The organism is Microtetraspora malaysiensis (assembly GCF_050947145.1).
In the GTDB taxonomy this organism is placed as follows: domain Bacteria; phylum Actinomycetota; class Actinomycetes; order Streptosporangiales; family Streptosporangiaceae; genus Microtetraspora_A; species Microtetraspora_A malaysiensis.
Genome location: NZ_CP191998.1, coordinates 5580768 through 5598570, shown reverse-complemented (window position 1 = coordinate 5598570; position 17803 = coordinate 5580768). Strand labels below are relative to the sequence as shown.

General features: G+C 70.1%; 19 protein-coding genes. 15 read left to right on the top strand and 4 right to left on the bottom strand.

All coding sequences use genetic code 11. From position 1 onward, the window contains the following. Nucleotides 1-142: 142 nt before the first annotated feature. From ACQP1V_RS26460 to ACQP1V_RS26410, 11 genes are all read left to right on the top strand, one after another. Nucleotides 143-892 carry a hypothetical protein gene (locus ACQP1V_RS26460; RefSeq protein WP_387411883.1) on the top strand — a complete coding sequence of 250 codons (750 nt, stop codon included), beginning with the start codon at nucleotides 143-145 and terminating at the stop codon, nucleotides 890-892. 1 nt (nucleotide 893) lies between these two features. Then, nucleotides 894-1400 carry a hypothetical protein gene (locus tag ACQP1V_RS26455; protein ID WP_433412691.1) on the top strand — a complete coding sequence of 169 codons (507 nt, stop codon included), beginning with the start codon at nucleotides 894-896 and terminating at the stop codon, nucleotides 1398-1400. Then, complete coding sequence (locus ACQP1V_RS26450; protein WP_433412689.1) at nucleotides 1397-1909, top strand: hypothetical protein; 513 nt, start codon at nucleotides 1397-1399, stop codon at nucleotides 1907-1909. The genes ACQP1V_RS26455 and ACQP1V_RS26450 overlap by 4 nt, the downstream gene beginning before the upstream one ends. Before the next feature lie 9 nt (nucleotides 1910-1918). Then, entirely contained in the window at nucleotides 1919-2089 is a 171-nt protein-coding gene (locus ACQP1V_RS26445) for a hypothetical protein (protein WP_433412687.1), read from the top strand. Between the two features lie 18 nt (nucleotides 2090-2107). After that, entirely contained in the window at nucleotides 2108-2650 is a 543-nt protein-coding gene (locus tag ACQP1V_RS26440) for a hypothetical protein (RefSeq protein WP_433412685.1), read from the top strand. Beyond that, nucleotides 2647-3033 carry a MauE/DoxX family redox-associated membrane protein gene (locus ACQP1V_RS26435; protein WP_387411875.1) on the top strand — a complete coding sequence of 129 codons (387 nt, stop codon included), beginning with the start codon at nucleotides 2647-2649 and terminating at the stop codon, nucleotides 3031-3033. The genes ACQP1V_RS26440 and ACQP1V_RS26435 overlap by 4 nt, the downstream gene beginning before the upstream one ends. A 71-nt stretch (nucleotides 3034-3104) precedes the next feature. After that, entirely contained in the window at nucleotides 3105-3608 is a 504-nt protein-coding gene (locus tag ACQP1V_RS26430) for a SigE family RNA polymerase sigma factor (protein WP_387411873.1), read from the top strand. Next, nucleotides 3605-4708, top strand: a complete 1104-nt coding sequence (locus ACQP1V_RS26425; RefSeq protein WP_387411871.1) for a hypothetical protein — start codon at nucleotides 3605-3607, stop codon at nucleotides 4706-4708. The genes ACQP1V_RS26430 and ACQP1V_RS26425 overlap by 4 nt, the downstream gene beginning before the upstream one ends. Before the next feature lie 75 nt (nucleotides 4709-4783). Next, entirely contained in the window at nucleotides 4784-5143 is a 360-nt protein-coding gene (locus tag ACQP1V_RS26420) for a hypothetical protein (RefSeq protein ID WP_433412682.1), read from the top strand. Between the two features lie 456 nt (nucleotides 5144-5599). Further along, nucleotides 5600-6577: an alpha/beta hydrolase gene (locus tag ACQP1V_RS26415; protein ID WP_433412680.1), complete on the top strand. Its 978-nt coding sequence runs from the start codon at nucleotides 5600-5602 to the stop codon at nucleotides 6575-6577. 45 nt (nucleotides 6578-6622) lie between these two features. Continuing rightward, nucleotides 6623-7648: a helix-turn-helix domain-containing protein gene (locus ACQP1V_RS26410; protein WP_433412678.1), complete on the top strand. Its 1026-nt coding sequence runs from the start codon at nucleotides 6623-6625 to the stop codon at nucleotides 7646-7648. A 128-nt stretch (nucleotides 7649-7776) separates the two neighbouring features. Here ACQP1V_RS26410 and ACQP1V_RS26405 read toward each other — a convergent pair whose 3' ends face one another. Together ACQP1V_RS26405 and ACQP1V_RS26400 are read right to left on the bottom strand one after the other, a co-directional pair. Then, nucleotides 7777-8223: a hypothetical protein gene (locus tag ACQP1V_RS26405; protein WP_433412676.1), complete on the bottom strand. Its 447-nt coding sequence runs from the start codon at nucleotides 8221-8223 to the stop codon at nucleotides 7777-7779. 76 nt (nucleotides 8224-8299) lie between these two features. Then, a complete protein-coding gene (locus tag ACQP1V_RS26400) occupies nucleotides 8300-9976 on the bottom strand; it encodes a TIGR03767 family metallophosphoesterase (protein WP_433412675.1) in 1677 nt (558 codons plus the stop codon). A 316-nt stretch (nucleotides 9977-10292) separates the two neighbouring features. On the opposite strand from ACQP1V_RS26400, the gene ACQP1V_RS26395 reads away from it, so the two are divergent. The 4 genes from ACQP1V_RS26395 to ACQP1V_RS26380 all read left to right on the top strand — a co-directional run bounded on the left by ACQP1V_RS26395 (nucleotide 10293) and on the right by ACQP1V_RS26380 (nucleotide 15697). Continuing rightward, the gene (locus ACQP1V_RS26395) at nucleotides 10293-12269 is read left to right on the top strand and encodes a S9 family peptidase (RefSeq protein ID WP_433412673.1); all 1977 of its coding nucleotides are present in this window, start codon (nucleotides 10293-10295) and stop codon (nucleotides 12267-12269) included. 25 nt (nucleotides 12270-12294) lie between these two features. After that, nucleotides 12295-13497, top strand: coding sequence for a PucR family transcriptional regulator (locus tag ACQP1V_RS26390; protein WP_433412671.1), 1203 nt, complete (start codon nucleotides 12295-12297; stop codon nucleotides 13495-13497). Nucleotides 13498-13650: 153 nt separating this feature from the next. Continuing rightward, nucleotides 13651-14922 (top strand): NAD(P)/FAD-dependent oxidoreductase, encoded by a 1272-nt coding sequence (locus ACQP1V_RS26385; RefSeq protein WP_433412669.1) that lies wholly within the window; start codon nucleotides 13651-13653, stop codon nucleotides 14920-14922. 556 nt (nucleotides 14923-15478) lie between these two features. Further along, nucleotides 15479-15697, top strand: a complete 219-nt coding sequence (locus ACQP1V_RS26380) for a PfkB family carbohydrate kinase (RefSeq protein ID WP_433425947.1) — start codon at nucleotides 15479-15481, stop codon at nucleotides 15695-15697. A gap of 22 nt (nucleotides 15698-15719) precedes the next feature. Here the strand turns inward: ACQP1V_RS26380 and ACQP1V_RS26375 are convergent, their stop codons facing one another. Both ACQP1V_RS26375 and ACQP1V_RS26370 read right to left on the bottom strand, forming a co-directional pair. Further along, nucleotides 15720-16325: a hypothetical protein gene (locus tag ACQP1V_RS26375; protein ID WP_433412667.1), complete on the bottom strand. Its 606-nt coding sequence runs from the start codon at nucleotides 16323-16325 to the stop codon at nucleotides 15720-15722. 281 nt (nucleotides 16326-16606) lie between these two features. Further along, a complete protein-coding gene (locus ACQP1V_RS26370) occupies nucleotides 16607-17773 on the bottom strand; it encodes a cytochrome P450 (protein WP_387411835.1) in 1167 nt (388 codons plus the stop codon). Nucleotides 17774-17803: the final 30 nt, after the last annotated feature.

The following is a 17803-nucleotide window of genomic DNA, read 5'->3' as shown; positions in this document are numbered from 1 at the left end:
GATCTACGAATGTAGTTGATTGATCTACGAATGTAGTGCTTGATATGGCGGAAACTTCATCTCTTGACCCGGATACCCGATCATGTCAAGCTTCGTGCGAAATGATCGATTTCCCGATAGCTGCCGCGAAAGGCGAGGCTTAATGGGGCATTTATCCACTCTCCGCACCATTTCCAACTCCTTTCTTAATCTCGAGGTCGACGACGCGGAAGCCGGCTCGCTGGCCTCGTGGACCGGCCACGTGCGCTACACCCCGAAGTACGGGTCGCGGAACACCACCGTGGAGACCTGGGGGCTCGAACTGGCTCCCAAGTCCTCCCTGACCGCGGGCGTCAACTCGGTCCGCGGGCGCGAGCGCGAGCGCTTCTCGCTGGCCGGCGGCGAAGTCATCGTCTACGACTGCGAGGACCCGGCCGACGCCAGGTGGGCCGTGTGGCTGGGCCCGTGGCACATGGCGCATGGGCTCTTCTACACCCCCGAGTGGGAATCGGCCGACATCGTCGACACCTTCAGCCGCGTGACGTGGCAGGACACCCCCGAAGGCATGACGGCTGCCGGGGGCGGGCGCTTCGACGTCTCCATGGAGCTCTACGCGATCTCGATCGCGGGAATCGGCACCATGACGGTCGAGCCCAAGCAGGCGGGAATCAACCGGATTCCCAAGTGGCGAGGGTACGGCGCACAGTCGGGCGAGCTGTGGCGGCTGCCCGCGCCGCCCTCGGACCAGGCGACGCCATTCCTTCTGGCCACCGAGACCGCCATCGCGACTCTGTATCCCTGGGACGCCCCGGGCTCCAACAGGGCAGGCGTGTCGGCCCGCGCGGCGGCGGGCACCCCTGAGACCGCCGCCGACTTCCTGAACAAGGTCAAGCGCGTCGAGTGGCGGGCCTGACGTGGAGCCGTTGACCGCGGTGGTCATCATCCTGGCCGTGCTCGTCGCCCTGCTGTTCGCGGCGGGCGCCGGGCTCTTTCGGCGGGTGCGCGAACTGGAACTGGCCACCTACAGCGGCGTCGGCCTGAGTATGGCCACCGGCCCCGACGCGCAGGCGAGCGGGCTGGCCGTTCCCGGTGGCACGACCATGGTCATCAAGGTCAACCGGCGCTGCCCCATCTGCGACGAAGTCATGCTCGCGGCCGCCGCGCTGACGGCCACCCTCCCCGCGGACATGTCGTTCACCGTGCTGTCCGACGACCCCGGGTTCGACAAGGCCCTGCCCGACTCCATCCGCGTGATCAAGGATCCGGCGATCTGGCGCGCGGCCAGAGTGCCGTACACCCCGGCTCTGCTCGTCGTGGAGGAGAACGGCGTCGTGGTGTTCACGGCCCCGGTGGGGTCAGGAGAGGCGCTCACGGAGATCGTCGAGCGAGCGGTAGCAACCAGAAAGGAAGTGAAGCTGTGAAGGCCGAGAAGCGGACCTCGATACTCGATCAGATACCCAGCGCCGAGGAGATGCCCGAGCAGGCGATGCCGACGCTCATGTCCGCCAAGCGGGAAGGCTGGAGCAGGCGGCGCGTGCTCGGCATCGCCACCGGAGCCGCCGTGGCGACGGGGCTGGGCGTTCTCGACCTCCTGCCCTGGTCGAAGCCGCGCAGCGCCGCGGCCGCCACCTACACCGCGTGGGAGAGCTGCCACGGGTACGCCAACGCCAGCAGCGTCTGCGTGCCCTCGAGCGCGCTGTACTCGGGCAACTGCTCCGGCTCGTGGCACCGCAACGACGGCGCGTCCGGCACCTGCTACAACCTTCGCTACACCCACTACGCCTCCACCTGCGACGGCAACAACGCGTGGAAGTGGTACGGCGGCAGCACCACCGCCACCCGCCGCAAGTGCTCCGACGGCTGGTATGAGTACCACGACTGCGGCGGAGGCAACGTCTCGCGTTTCTCCATCTGCCGCACGGCGATCTGACCTGGATCCATGAGCCACTCCTCGACCGCGTCCGTCCGCCTGTTGGCGCCCGGCCTGGCATTGATCGTGGCGGCGGAGGCGCTGGTGGTGTCCCTGAACCTGACAGGTGCGAGCACCAGAGGCTTCACCTGGCTGGTGGCGGCTCTCGTCGCCGGGTTCTCCCTCTCCGGCTCCGTTTGAAGCCTGAACAGCGCCTGGGTGCTGTCCTCGTCGGTCCGGCGGGGTATTGACATAGCCGGCTTCATCGCCGGGTTGTTCGTGGGAGCGGGCGCCGTCACGTTCGTGCTGGTGGTCGTCGGATCTGTGCTCCGAGCTCCGTTCCCGATGCTGGTTCTGCAGATCCTGGTCGCGGCGGCGGCGGTTGTCTTCCTGCTTCGCGAGCTGGATGTGCTCTCTTTCCCGTTGCTTCAGAACGCGCGGCTGGTGCCGCAGTTCGTCACCAAGATTCCGTTCTGGGGCGCCGTGCAGTTCGGCGTCGAAATGGGCACGGGAATGCGCACCTATTCTCCGACCGGGCTGCCGCACATCATGGCAGTCTCGATCATGTTCCTGGCGTCCTGGGAGGAAGCGCTCCTGGCGGGCGTCGGCTTCGCGGCGGCGCGGGCGTTGATGCTCCTGACCTTCGCCGCGGCCCGGGACAAGATGGAGGCGGACACGGCGTTCTACTTCACCCTGCCGAAGCTGAAAGTCCTGTTCGCCGCTCTCGCGGTGCCCGTGGTGGCGATGCTGGTGATCGGGTGATCGTCGTCGTCGCCCGCTACGGGCTGGGCATCGTCCTGGCGCTGGCCGTATTCGGGAAGGCGGGTAACTTCGCCGCCTTCCGGAGCAGCCTGGCGACCTTCGGACTCCGAGGACGACTTGCCCAGGTGGGCGCCTTCACGGTGGTGACCGTGGAGGCGCTCGCCGCGCTTATGGTGGTCTCTCCCGTCGCCGACGTGGTCGTGGGCGTGACGGGGACCTGTCTGGGCGCATGCTTCACAGTGGCGCAGACGTACCTCCTGGCGGTGGGGGAGCAAGCTCCCTGCCTCTGCTTCGGCTCCAAGGAGCGGGCATCGATCCGCACGTGGGCACGAGCGGCGCTGGTCCTGCTCATGGGGCTGGCTCTCTGGGGCGCCGCGGCCTGAGAAGCCACTCAACCTTCCGCCGCTATTGGTGAGTGTTGTAGGTGAGGCGTCCACGACGGAGGGTTGGGCTGGTGACGGATGACGGGTTCCGCGAATTCGTGGCCGCGCGTGGTCTGGCGCTGTCGCGCATGGCCTACCTGGTCACGGGAGACCACGGCCTGGCCGAAGACCTGGTGCAGGAGGCCCTGGTCAAGGTCGCGGCACGATGGCGGAAGCTGACGAAGAAGGGCGATCCAGAGCCGTACGTCCGCAAGGTCATGATCAATCAGCTGCGTACGTGGAGGCGTCCCCGCCGACTGACGTTCGTACCGACCGCGGACCTTCCCGAGTCATTGCCGTCCACGGACGAGTCCGAGCAGGCGGAACTGAAGGTCGCGCTGGCGCGGGCGCTGAGCGTGCTCGCGCCGAAGCAGCGGATCGTGCTCTATCTCAGGTTCTACGAGGATCTCTCCGAACGCGCGGTCGCCGCTGAGCTGGGATGCTCCGTCGGGACGGTCAAGCGTCACACACATGATGCGCTCAAGCGCCTCCGGCAAGTGGCTCCTCAACTACTCGAAGCGGAGGTGCGCTCATGAACCGGCCACTCGGTGAGGCCTATCACCACCTCGCCCAGGACGTACGCGACTACGCCGATGCCGACCGGGCGCTTGTCACACTGCGACCCCGCAGAACCCGCCGGGCGCTGATCGTCGGCTCGGCCGCCCTCATGGTGATCGTCGGCGGTGTCGTCGCCGTCCAGCAGTTCCTGCCCGGTCCTCCGGACACCGTCGCGACAGTGGCGTCGCCGACGCAAGTCGTGCGGGTCGTGGAGCCACCTGCCGAGGCGCCGACCCTACCCTCCGCCGGCCCTGTCGGGCGGGGCGCCATGGTCTACACCGCCTGCCAGTCGGAGTGCCCCACCTTCCTGCTGCTCACAGACGGCCGGCAGTACCTGCTGGGCGAGCGGACCGTCAATCCGCCGGGCAACATCACGCTCTCCCCTGACGGGCGATGGCTTGGGCAGCCCGTCGGCGGTGGATACGAGGTCAGGGATCTGCTGGGCGTCACAGTGCACAGACTCGCCCCTCCGGCCGGCGGCAACGCGGACAGCGCGTACAGCCCGTGGGCGTGGTCCGAGGACTCACGACGGCTGATCGCCGGCTATCACGCCAGCGGGGACGTCAGCTTCTATACGTCGCTGGAGCTGCCCGGCGGTCGCACCAGCGAACTCCAACTGCCTCCTCAGCAGGAGCCGGTCGGCCTGCTGCCCTCGGGCGAACTTCTCCTTCTCGATCAGAGCCAGTACGGCAAGCTGCCGCTCGAACGCGTCACGCTCAAGCACGCGAACTCCGGCCACACCGTTACCCTCACGTCAGGAGCGGGTCTCCTCGCTGACACGGACCACGGGTTGTGGATCCAGGTGAAGAGCAAGCGCGTCTTCACCCTGGAGTACTCCGGTGACCGGACCACGGTCCTGGAGTTCGACCTCGCGGGCAAGCAGGTGGCTCGCCTACCGCTGTCGGCCGATCAGTTCCCGATCGGACCTGTGGACGGCGGATTCGCCGTCATGCGGATCCCCCAGGACCAGGCCAACGGCCGGCAGAAGCTGGAGTCCATCTCCCCCGTGGGACGTCGGCCGCTGTTCGACGTCCCCGGCCTGGCCGCCGTGGTCCTGCCGGGAGGAGCGCGACACTAGCCTCTGGGCGGCCGGGGCCCCGGCCCGGTCGCGGTCGAGTTCGCTCGGTCCGATGGCGTGTCTTCCGCCGGGAGCTTGAACGTCGCGGCCGCCGGCAAGCATCGGCTGACTCTTGTGCATCGATGTCGCCGCCTGCTCTCGGCCCCTGCCGTCATGATCGCCGGCCCGCCGCCGAATTTCGCCGTTATCGTTGGCCGGGCATGTGATCATCCGCGCCTGATCAGCCGGCACCTCGGGCGTCAGATCACTTACCAGCAGGTCGCCGGCGAGGAACTGAACCTGAGTGAGGACGCCTCGCGGGCCTTCACCGCCCGGCGCGGCCTGTGGCGCGCCGACATCCCTGCCCTGCGCCGCTGCCACCCCGACCTGCTTGACTTCCCCACTTGGCTGAATCAAGGCGGCGCCGACGCCGTCGCCGCGCTCCTCGATGGCTGACCCGAAGCCCCGTCCCGCTAGCCCTGACGGGCTCTTGAGGGACAGCCGATGCGGGCGAGCCGGTAGGAGCCGGTGCCGGTGTCGTTGATCCTGCACCATGGTCAGAAGCCTTGGGCGCCTGCTGGACGACGAGCATCCCACCCCCCTCAGGCCCCTCTGGAGAGCGCCCGGCGTCCGGGACGCTCCATGGGCACCCTCGCTCGGCTCCTGGAGGACTACTTCACCGAGCACGGGCCGGCGCTGCCAGCCGACCAAGTGGCGCGCCCATGGCCGGGAGGTCCGGCTCCCCTGCCTGATGCGCGCGGCCACGCCCCCTTCGCGCGCGTGGCGCTTCGGGCCCGCCAGCCGGCGGGCAGCACCCGCCGTGTGGCGCTCGAAAGGCGGGCGGCGATGGATCACGATGCTGGCAGGCGGCGATGTCAGCCGCCCGTAACCTCGGCGACATCGGGAGTTCTGATGAGCACGACCACACCGCCTCCACCGCCCTTCGACCCGGAGCTGGCCGCGGCCCTCGCGGTGCTGGGGGAGTGGCTGCCCCCGTCGTTCACTCCGGACGTGATCCCGGCCCTGCGGCAGGCGCCTCTGGCCGATCTTGAAGAGGACCTCAGCAGGGGCGGAGCGATCGAGGTTGCGGAGCTCGCCGTTTCCGGCCCTGTGGGGGAGCCCGACATATCCCTGCTGGTGTGCCGCCCCTCGAACACCAGCCCCACGACGCCGCTCCCGGCGATCTATCACATCCACGGCGGCGGGATGATCGCGGGCAACAACCGCGTCGGGCTGGCCGACGTCCTCGACTGGGCGATGGAACTGCAGCTCGTGGTCGTCTCGGTGGAGTACCGGCTGGCGCCCGAGCATCCGCATCCGGCGCCGGTCGAGGACTGCTACGCGGGCCTGGTCTGGACCGCGGAGCACGCCGACGAACTGGGTATCGACCCCGGCCGGATCCTGGTGGCGGGCGCGAGCGCGGGCGGCGGGCTGTCCGCGGCGGTGGCCCTGGCGGCCCGCGATCGGGGTGGCCCCGGCCTCATCGGGCAGATGCTGCTCTGCCCGATGCTCGACGACCGCAACGACACGCCCTCCGCCGAGCAGATGGCCGGACTGGGTGTCTGGGACCGTACATCGAACGAAACGGGCTGGACGGCGTTGCTCGGTGAGAAGCGGGGCGGCCCCGACGTCTCGCCCTACGCTGCCCCGGCGCGGGCCACGGACCTGTCCGGGCTGCCGCCGGCCTTCATCGACGTCGGCTCCGCGGAGACGTTCCGCGACGAGGACGTCACGTACGCCAGCCGCATCTGGCAGGCCGGAGGCCAGGCCGAGCTGCACGTTTGGCCCGGCGGATTCCACGGGTTCGACATGATGGCGCCGCAGGCCGCGGTCTCTCAGGACGCCAAGGCGGCCCGGGTGCGCTGGTTGCGGCGGCTGCTCGGCGCCTGAGCTTCCGATCTGGCCCGTGACGTCGCGCTGGGGCAGGATGGCCTGGTGAGAGAGCTCGTCGGGAGGCTCGCCGCGCTCGACCCCGACGCCGGCGCCGCGGTCCAGGTCATCGCCTACTTCGACCGGCTGGTGGAGTCGCGCGCGGGCCTGGAAGCGATCGTCCGCGGCGCGGCGGTGCTCGCCGGGTGCCCCGCCCGGCTGGTCGACGGCGAACGCCGTGTGCGCGTCCGCGTGCTGGCCGACGGGCGGCGCGAGGACGTCGGCACACCCCCGGACCCGGCGTGGTCCAGCACGCCGCTGCCGAGCGCCGGGACGGGAACTTTGTGGCTGGAACGCCCAGGCCCCGCCGGGCCGGTCGACGCCATGGTGCTCGAACGGGCCGCCGTGGCGGCCAGGGACGTCCTGGACCGGACCCGCGGCCGGGCGCCGGCCGGGCGGCCGGGTGACGATCCCGCGCTGATCGAGCTGGTGCTCGACGGGGCGGCGCCGGAGCCGGTCCGGCTACGGGCCGCCCGCCTCCTGGGGCTGCGCGACGCCGGCCTCGCCCGGGTGCTGGCGGTCGAGGGGGGCGCGGCCGTGATCGAACCTGTCGGCCCCTCGTCCGCGCGGTCTCCCCAGCAGGTACGGAGGGCGGGGGTCGGCCCCGCCGTACCGGTACTCGATCTGCCCGCGTCGTGGGCCGCGGCGAGGACGGCGCTGCGCCTGACCGCCGACGGCACCGAACAGGACCCCGGCCCCCGCGTGGTCCACGCCGACGAGCTGGGCGGGCTTGCCGTGCTCGCCGCCGCCGTCGGCCCCGACACCGAACCCGTTCCGGACGTGCGGGCACTCGACCGTGCGGCTTCGGTAGCGCCGTGGATGCTCGCCACGCTCCACGCGGTGGCCGTCGAGCCGAGCCTGCGCACCGCCGCCGCCGCACTGAACCTCCACCATTCGACGCTCCAGGACCGGCTGACCCGCGCCGAGCGCCTGCTCGGCTGGAACGTCCGCGATCCGCAGGGCCGGCTGCGGCTGCAGCTCGCGTTCGCGCTGCGGCGGATGCACCGGCATCCCGAGTCTCCGCCACGATGACCCGTCCCTCCGACCGTCACCACCGATGGCGATCAGGAGCCAGCAGGGACTGCCTGCGTCCATTCCGCGATCCGGACGCGGTCCAGCTGAACGCTCCTCGCGGTGGCGCCCTCATCGTTGCCGGGTCGTCAGCGACGGAAGTCGTTGGCGTGGTCTCGCGCCCATTCCGCGAACATCTGGGCAGGCCGCCCAGTGAGCTTTTCGACGATGGCGGAGGTCTCGGGGACGATCTCGGTGCCCGCCACCCACGCGCGCATGATCGCCTCCACTCCCATCGCGGGCATCGTCCTGCCCAGGTCGGACCGCGCCTGTTCAGGTGCGACCGTCTCGATCGGGATCCGCCTGCCGATGGCTGCGCCGATGTGCCCGACCTGCTCGCGCAGGGTGAGCGCCTGCGGCCCGTACAACGTGTACGCCTGTCGTCCGTGCCCCCGCTCGGTCAGCGCCGTCACCGCGAGCGCGGCCATGTCCCGCTCGCTGACGGGAGCCGTCAGCGCCTCCGGGTACGGCAGCCGCACGGCTTCCCCACCCTTGATCGCCCGCGTCCACCACCATCGGGTGTTGGTCGCGAACATCCCCGGTCGGATGAAGGTCCAGGACAGCGCGTTGATTCTGGGGGAGCGGCCGACCGTCCCCGCGCACGACACGCTGTCAGCGCCTCTTCAGCAGGAGCTCGGTGTTGCGGTCGCCCGGCAGGCCCGCCAGCGCGCTCTGCAGGCCCGGCGCGTTGAACGACAGTTCCCGGTAGAGCGCGGCCAGCCCGTTTTGCGACAGATCGGTCAAATCGGTGCGGTACGGCGCGGCCGACTCCACCAGCGTGGTGAACAGGGAAAGCGTTCCGTCGCGGTTGTCGGCCAGCTCGATCACCCTGGCCAGCTGCGGGTAGTCGACGTGGGATGCGGTGGAGACCTCCCAGAAGCCGCCATGCGGGACGATCTTGTTGCGGTGGGAGTGGCCGTTGATCCACGCGGCCACGTTGCGGTGCTTCTTCAGCACCGCCAGCAGCTCCTGCCCGCTGTGGCGCTTGTCGTGCGGGCGGGCCGGGGCCGGGATGAGGTTGGTCATGGCCCAGCTCGGGTGGTGACTGAAGATCAGCACGATGTCGTCTGCGTGGGTCTTCAGGGTCTGCTCCAGCCAGGCCAGCTGCCGGCTGCCGACCGATCCGCGGTAGTCGCCGCCGCGGTCGGTGGTGTCCAGGCTGATGCCGACGACGCCGTCGGCGATCCGGAAGGAGTAGTCCAGCCGGCCGCTGTCGAGGTTGTCGCGGGTGTAGCCGTGCCCGACGGGCCCCGCGCCGGTGTGTGCCGGGTCGAGGTGGGCGGCGATGTAGTCGCGCGGGCTCACGGGAGCGCGGCGCTCGTCGGCGGTGACCGTGCGGGCCTTGGCCTGGTAGCGCTTCCAGGCCTCGCGGAAGCGGGAGCCCGTGGGGTCGGGGCCCTGGCGCAGCGCCCGGTAGACGGCGGCGGCCTCGGAGTCGGGCAGGGTGAACAACTTGCGCGAGCCGGTGGCCAGGTCGGCGAAGAAGCCGCCGGCCGTGGAGTAGGCGCCGCCGAAGAGCTGGTCGTGGTTGCCGATGGTGGAGTACCACGGCACGGCCAGTCCGGGGCTGCTCACCTCACGGATGGCCGCCTCCAGAAAGCCGTCCAAGCGGGGGAATCCCACCCGTTTGTCGATGTCGCGCACGCCGGACCCGGGCTGCCAGTACAGGCCCAGGCCGGAGTCCTGCACGCCCTCGTACGCGCTCGGGTCGCCGGTGTTGGGGGTGAAGCGGCCGCCGGTCATGGCGGTCAGGAACCATTCCAGCTCGATGCGGGAGTTGTTGTCGGTGTTGTCGCCCGTGGTCATGACGAAGCCGATGGGCGCCCGGGTGGCCGGGCCGTACCGCAGGGTGTTGACCTGTTCGATCAGTGAGATGGCGCCGGCGGCGGTCAGCGCCTCCTGTGGGCGCCAGGCGCTCACGGCTCCGGTGCGCAGGAACTCATAGCGCTGCGGGCTCTGCACGTCGGTGATGTGCAAGTCGGTGAACTGGACGAAGCAGGCAAGCACCGTGCGGCGCTCGGCCCTGCCCTTCTTGGCCTCGGCCAGCTCGGTGCGGGTCACCCGCCGCCAGCCCGGGCCGTTGGCCAGCCTGCGGTATCCGGTGGCGCCGCGAGGCCTGGCGACGGTCTGGACCGTGGTGGCTGTGGTCGTGGTCGAGGAGGAGGAGGAGGTGGTGGTCGTGGTCGAGGAGGTGGCCGGGGTGGAGGCGAGTGCGATCTCCAGCCCGACGCCCGCGGCGGTCATTCCGGAGGTGAGTAGGAAGGCGCGACGGCTGAGGACGGGATCCATGGTGCTCCCCAGTGATGGCGTCGAGGCGAAACGTCCACTGGGATGGTTGACACCGGGAATGACTGCCGGCCTAACAAGGCTGAAACGCTGTACAGCTATCAATGGCACAGCCGGGCTATATGTGGTAAAGCCATCTGACGGCAGTCGGCTGGAAGCCTGCCGCTCTCCCGCCGTTCACGAGGGCGAGGTCAGGGCCGCGCCACCACGGTCAGCCGCTACGAAGAGGTGATGACCTCGACACCTGTTGAACCCAAGCCCTCCGGTTTCCATCCCGCGTCGATGGAGAGGGGCCGCCCCACCGCGTAGGGTCCCGCCCATGAGCGGTAGCGACGTGCGTGGCAGCGCCACCTGGGACCTGGTCGAAGAGTACTTCCGGCGGTTGCACGAGCCGGTGATGGGACGGCCGCACAAGCTGCTGGAGCCGTCCTGCTCCGCCGACGGGTCGCGGATCGCCGTGACCGGCCTCGTGTACGACGAGCTGGCCGGCCTTCCGCGCCAGGCCTGCTTCCTGGTCGACGGTCTGGACCTGCGGCCGCTGACGGGACCGTCCGGCTCCTCGCGGCAACCGCGCTTCTCCCCGGACGGGGCGACGGTGGCATTCCTGTCGGACCGCACGGAGGCAGGCCGGTTCCAGCTCTACCTGCTACGCACCGGTCAGCTCGGTGAGGCGGAGGCGACCCCGGCCGTGCCCGCCGGGACGGTGGAGTACTGCTCCTGGTCGCCGGACGGCACGAAGGTGCTGCTCGGGGTGGCGGGGCTCGGTGCCGATCTGGCCGGTGGTCAGGGGAGCGGCACGACGCGGAGGCCGAAGGAGGAGCTGCCGGACTGGCACCCGCGCGTCGAGATCGGCGTGACGGAGGAGTCGTGGCGGTCGTTGTGGATTCACGACCTCGCGGCAGGTACGACCACCAGGCTGTCGCCGGAGGGGCTCAACATCTGGGAGGCGGTCTGGCTCGGCCCCGACGCGGTCGTCGCGGTCACCAGCCCCGCTCCGGACGAGGGCGCCTGGTACACGGCCGTGCTCTCCCGCCTGGGCCTCGACGGGGCGGTTACCGAACTGGCCCGCTCCGAGGTGCAGCTGGGCTGGCCCGCGGCCTCGCCTTCCGGGGGACGGTTGGCGGTGGTCGAGGCGGTGTGCAGCGACCGCTGGGTTGTCGCGGGTGACCTGCTGGTGAGCGCTCCCGGTGCTGCCTTCGAGCGGGTCGACACCGGCGGGGTGGATGTCACCTCGACCCAGTGGATCGATGCGGATCGCCTGGGAGTCCTGGGGATCCGCGGCATGGAGACCGTCGCCGCGGTGTACGACGCGGTGACCGGGAAGATGACCGAGCTGTGGTCGAGCACGGACACCAGCTGCGGCACGCGCTACCCGGAGGCGGCCTGGTCCGCCGACGGCCGCGTGGTGCTCGTCGAGGACGGCTACTCGGTACCGCAACGGGTCGTGGTGCTGGGTGAGGAGCGGGTCGAGCTCGCGGGGATCGGACACTCGGGCACCGAGTACGTGTTGTCGGTCGCGGGCAAGGCCGAGACGGTCACCTGGTCCGCACCGGACGGGCTGCGAATCGAGGGGATCCTGTGCCTCCCCGCCGGGGACGGGCCCTTCCCGCTCGTGGTGAACATCCACGGTGGTCCGGTGTGGGGCTACCGGAACCTGTGGTCGATGTCCTCGCCTTGGATCCCGCTGCTGGTGGCTCAGGGGTACGCCGTCCTCAACCCCAACCCGCGGGGCAGCTCCGGCCGCGGGCAGGACTTCGCCCGGCTGGTGTTCGGGGAGATGGGCGGCGAGGACACGGCCGACTTCACGTCCGCGATCGACGCTCTCGTCGAGCGCGGGATCGTGGACCCGACCAGGGTCGGCCTCATCGGCGGGTCGTACGGCGGGTACATGTCCTCGTGGCTGGTCACCCAGGACAGGCGCTGGGCCGCCGCCGTACCGGTCTCACCCGTGACGGACTGGTACAGCCAGCACTTCACCAGCAACATCCCCTACTTCGACGCGTTGTTCCTCGACGGGAACCCAGAAGTCCCCGGCGACAAGTTCCACTCCAGGAGCCCGGTGGCCCACGCCAGCAAGGCGCGCACCCCGTGCCTGAACATCGCCGGCGCTCTGGACCGCTGCACGCCCCCGACGCAGGCCCAGGAGTTCCACCAGGCGCTGCTCGAGCACGGGGTCGAGTCCCAGCTCGTGATCTACCCGCAGGAAGGCCACGGCGTTCGTGCCTTTCCGGCCCTGATCGACTTCAGTACCCGCGTCGTGGACTGGTTCCAGAAGCACATGCCGGCCCGCGGCTGACACCTGAACCTCGTAACCTTTGGGCGTGGCGTTGGAGTTGCAGAGGTTGGTCGACAGCCTGGGCGCGCGCTTGGGCAGGTCGGTCGCCATCGACGATCCGAACATCCGCCTGCTCGCCCACAACTCCCACACCGGCGATTTCGACAACGCGCGGCTTGAGTCGATCATGCGGAGGAGCGTCTCGCCCGAGCTGGTCGGCCACATCCACAGCGGCGGCGCTCTCACCGCTCGCGATCTGTTCACCGTTCCCTCCAGGCCCGACCTGGGCCTCGACGTGGCGCGGGTGGGCATGCCGATCCGCTACGGCGAGACCCTTCTCGGCTTCCTGTGGCTACTGCTGTCCGACGGCCCCGTCACGGACGAGCAGGCTGCCGCCGTACGGCAGGGCGCGGAGAGCGCGGCGCACACGCTGCACCGTGACTTCCTGCTGGGGGAGATCAACAGGGGGCGCGAGCGGGAGCTGGTACGCGACCTCGTCTCCGCTGACGCGGAGCTGCGTGACGAGGCGGCCCGGTGGCTCATCGAGGAGGAACTCGTGGTGGCCGGCCCGATCCGGGTACTGGTGGCGGCCCTCGCGCACGCGCCGGGCGAGCCGCTCGGCGAGCAGGACCGGCTGGCCCTGACCGTCGGCCTCGAACACGCGCGCCATCGGCTGCCGCCACGCAGAGCCCTCCATCTCGAACGCCCCGACCACGGCATCCTCGTGGTGGTCCAGGAGGTTCCCTCGCGGGCGGAGATCGACGACCTGGCCGCCGCCATACAGGTGCGCATCGCCAAAGAAAGCGGTAAGGAGTGCTGGATCGGCGTCGGCGAGCGCGGCCCCGGCCTACCGGCGGCGCATGAGTCGTACGGCGAGGCCAGGCGGGCCGCCGACGTGGCCAGGATCGTCAGGGTGCTCGGCCCGGTCGTGTGGAGTTCGGAGCTCGGCGTCTACGGCTTGCTCGCCGAGCTGCCCGCGGAGCGGCTCGGCCACAACCTGCACCCGGGGGTACGCAGGCTGCTCGACCACGATGGCGGCAAGGGCGCGCTGGCGGGGACCCTGGAAGCCTTCCTGGACAACGGGGGAGACGTCCGGCGTACCGCGGCCGAGCTGTGTGTCCACCGGGCCAGCCTCTATTACCGGCTGCGCAAGGCGGAGGAGGTCGCCCGGGTGGACCTGGCGAGCGGCGACGACCGCCTCGCCCTGCATCTGGGATTCAAGGTCGCCAGGCTCATCGGCCTGAGGTGAGCCCTGGGAAAAGCGGCGGCGTACGGCTTGACCTGCGCCTCGGGCTGGAGCTCGCCCGCCTTCACGGGCTTCTCGGCAGGTGACGAATCGGGGACAGGGAATCCTTGACAGTCGTCGGTGGGCTCCGCGCCGACGCGAAGGAAGACTGTGCACATGAGCGTGACAGCAGATGTGGTGGTGGTCGGCGCCGGCGTGATCGGCTCCTCGATCGCGTTCGAGCTGGCCGGGACGGGCCGCTCCGTGGTGGTGGTCGACAAGGCGAGCGGGCCCGGCCAGGGGTCGACCAGCGCGTCCAGCGCGGTGATCCGGTTCAACTACTCGACCTGGGACGGCATCGCGCTGTCCTGGGAGTCCAAGCACTGCTGGGAGAAGTGGGCCGACCACCTCGAGGGCGTGGACGACGCCGGGATGGCGAAGTTCCACCGTGTCGGCATGGTGTTCCTCGACGTCGACATCGCGCCGATGGACCGTGTCCTCGAGATGTTCGACCGGGCGGGCATCCCGTTCGAGGTTTGGGACGCCGACGAGCTGGCCCGGCGGATGCCCGGGATCGACCCCGGCCGGTTCTGGCCTCCGAAGCGCATCGAGGACCCGGCCTTCTGGGAGGACACGGACCGGCGCCTCGGCGCGCTGTGGACCCAGGACGCCGGCTTCGTCGACGACCCGGGTCTGGCCGCCGTCAACCTCGCCAACGGCGCGAAGCGGCGGGGTGCGCGGTTCCTGTTCCGGCGTCAGGTGGTCGCCGTGCTCGGCGACGGTGCGGTGAGCGGTGTCCGGCTCGACGACGGCACGACCGTGAGCGCGCCCGTCGTCGTCAACGCGGCCGGGCCGTGGTCCGGCAGGCTGAACGCGCTGGCGGGCGTCGGCGCAGGCTGGTCGGTCACCGTCCGGCCGATGCGCCAGGAGGTGCACCACGTGCCCGCGCCGGCCGGCTACAACGGCGAGGGCATCGGCCCGTGCGTCGCCGACCTCGACCTCGGCATCTACCTGCGGGGCACCCCGGGTGACGGGCTGTTGGTCGGCGGCACCGAGCCCGAGTGCGACGAGCTGCAGTGGGTCGACGATCCCGACGTCGGCAACCCCAATCCCACCGCGCAGGTCTTCGCGGCGCAGGTCACGCGCGCCGCCCGCCGCCTTCCCGAACTCGGTGTGCCCGGCAAGCCGATCGGCGTCGCCGGCGTCTACGACGTCACCGAGGACTGGACCCCGATCTACGACGGCACGGAACGCGCGGGCTTCTACGTCGCGATCGGGACCAGCGGCAACCAGTTCAAGAACGCTCCCATGGTCGGACGCCTGATGCGGGCCGTGATCGACGGTGAGAGCAGCGTCGTCGGTGAGCACACTCGGTTGGAGATAGGGCTCGCCGCCTTCGGCCGTGCCCGGCCGCGCAACGCGGACTCGACCGGCACGGTGATGGGATGACCGAGCCCGGCCGCTCGACGACGTCGTCGGCGGTGTCGTGGCCGCTGGTCCGCGCGCGACGAAATGCGCTCGCTCCGGCGCAGGTGATCTGCGCGTCGACACCGACGGCCGGTCGGTGAAAGAGGTGGCCGCCGACGTACGGGCTCGCAGCGGCGACTGGCCGAATCTCTTCGCCTGAAGCCGCCCTCTTGAGCAGGGAAGTGGCCCGGGCAGGAGGCCGAGACCAATGAGCGCGAGAAGCTGCCCGAGCTGCCGCCCGACATCACGCCGGACGAGCTGGACAGCGAGGCGCGCGCTGAGCTGAGGTCTCCGCGACCTCACTTCCGACATGGTGGGAGAACCGCCCACGGCGTGCGACCTTCGCGTGCTCGTACGCCCGCTCGGGCTCCTCCTCGCTCAGCGCGCGAGCGGCCGCCACCAGGTGGCTGGCCACCAGCTTGGCCAGGTCGTCCGGCAGCGTCCACGGTGAGGGCCCCGGACGACAACCACTCGTCCAGTTCGGCTCGCGCGTCCGCGTAGTGGCTCACACCGGGAACCAGGTGACAAAGGGGGAGAACTGCACGCATTGGCTACCCGGCGGGTGGAACGGGTCGTCGACACGACCGGAGCCGGGGATTCGTTCAACGGTGCCTACCTCGCCGCCCGGCTGGCGGGTGCTTCGGCGTCCGACGCGGTCGCGGCGGGATCGGCCTGCGCGGCGACGGTCATCGGGCATCGTGGGGCGATCGTGCCTATGGAGAGTTCATCTCGTTCTCCCAACGCTCGCCCGCGCTGATCGCTCGTCACCGGCGGGATCGTCAGCTCCAGGTCGCGTACTTGAGGACCGTCGAGAGGCCCTGCGTGTTCCACTGGTCCACGAGCAGGATCTTGGACTTGGGCAGATACCACTCGCGCTGGGTGAAGCGGCCCTTCACCTTGCCGCTGTTCCGGGTGACGCAGTCGGCCGACCAGGCGCGATAGTACGCCTTGTGGCCTGGGCCGATCTGGCGCAGCGCCTTGGCCGCGAGCTTCATCTCGCCGACCGAGAGGTTCGCGTCGTACACGCAGGGGCCGACGTCGGTGGCCGGATGGAACGGGGCGTCCGGTGTGTATGCCTGGAACACCTCGTGCCCTATCTCGATCGCACTCGGGCCCAGCACCCAGAAGCTGCGGCAACCGGAGTCACGGAACCCGAAAACCTCGTCGTTGACGGTCGGGCACGAACCGGTCACCACGCGGGTCCAGTCCTTGCTGATCTTGTAGACCTTCCAGGACCTGGGAATGATCAGGCTCAGTCCGGCACGCAGCCGGAGGTTCTTGGTGTCGGAAGCGGAAGCGGAAGCGGAAGCGGAGGCGGAGGCGGCGGCCGGAGTCACCAGGACCGCGAGGCCGGCCACCACAGCGGTGATCGTCTTCTTGATCATGGCGGGATCGTAGAATCGCGTGCTTGTAAATGACTTGCCGGACTATGTGCGGCGTGCAGGACATCACGAGATCTGCGCGATCCATTGCAGCCATTCGGGCAGCGCGGTGAACGGGTCGAAGATGCCGGAAACGCCGATCAGCGCCAGGAACGGCAACTGGACCAGCTCCTGACCCGGGCACCGGTGAACACCGAGCCCAGGAGCGCGCCGATCGGCAGGGTCGCCATCAGGCCCGGCGCCTGGGCCAAGAGCAGGCCAGGACCCGGAGTAGGCCGGGGCCGTCAGCTCTCCGGCTGGAAGGACACCGGGAGCGAGGCGAAGCTGCGCACCGTGGTGGTGGGCAGCCGGAACGGCGTGCCGGCCAGCCGCAGCGGGCCCGGCGCGTCGTGCACGGCGCGGGTCAGCTCCCGCAGCGCGAGCTGCCCGAACAGCGACCCGAGGCACGAGTGGGGGCCCCACCCGAACCCGAGGTGCCGGTTGGGCGCGCGGTCGAGCACCAGCTCATGCGGCCGCGGGAACTGGCGCGGGTCGCGGTTGGCGGCGGCCAGCACGACGAACACCGGATCGCCCTGCTTGATCGTGACGCCGCTGACCCGGGTCTCCTGCTTGGCCATCCGGCTGGTGGCCTGCGTCGGCCCGTCGAAGCGCAGGAACTCCTCGACCCCGGTGCCCAGCAGGGCGGGGTCGCGAAGCTTCTCGAAGACGTCAGGCCGCTGGATGAACAGGTGGGCGAGGCTGCCGGAGGAGGCGAAGATCGTGCCGAAGCTGCCGATGAACAGCAGGCCGATGAGATTCTTGATGACTCCCACCGGCACGCCCATCTCCGCGGCCCTGTTCTTCAGCGTCAGCATCGTGCCGTGGGTCTCAGGCGAGCTGAGCCACCCGTCGATGAGGCCGCCGAACGCGTCCCGTACCCGCTGCTCGGCCTCAGGGTCCGGCTCGCTGAGGTCGGCGTCGAACTTGCGGGCCATGCCTTCGACGATCGTCTTGAAGACCTGGGGGTCCGGCTCGGTCACGCCGAGGAAGTCGGCCGTGATCATGCCGGACAGCCGCGCGCTCACCTCGATCATCCAGTCGAACGACGGCCGCGCCAGCACGCCCTCGAAGATTCGGTCGATGCTGGCCCGCACCCGGCGGCCGATCTCCTCCAGGTCCTGGTCGTGGATCGAGCCGGTGACCAGGCGCCGCAGCTCGCTTTGCGCGTTGACGTCCAGGCCCTGGATGCTTTCCCCCGACTCGGCGGAGACCTCGCTGACCCGGCGCGGGTCGCGGACGAACAGCTCGGAGTTCCTGAGGACCTCCCGGCAGTCGTCGTAGCGGGTGACGACCCAGGCGCCCACCTTCTCGTGCCAGAAGACGGGGTGCTTCTCCTGGAGGTCCGCGTACACGGGGTAGGGGTCCTCCAGCATGGCCGGGCTGAGCGGGTCGAAGTCCGGAGCGGAGCTCATGGGGGTTGGCCTGCCTTTCGGTGACGTGAC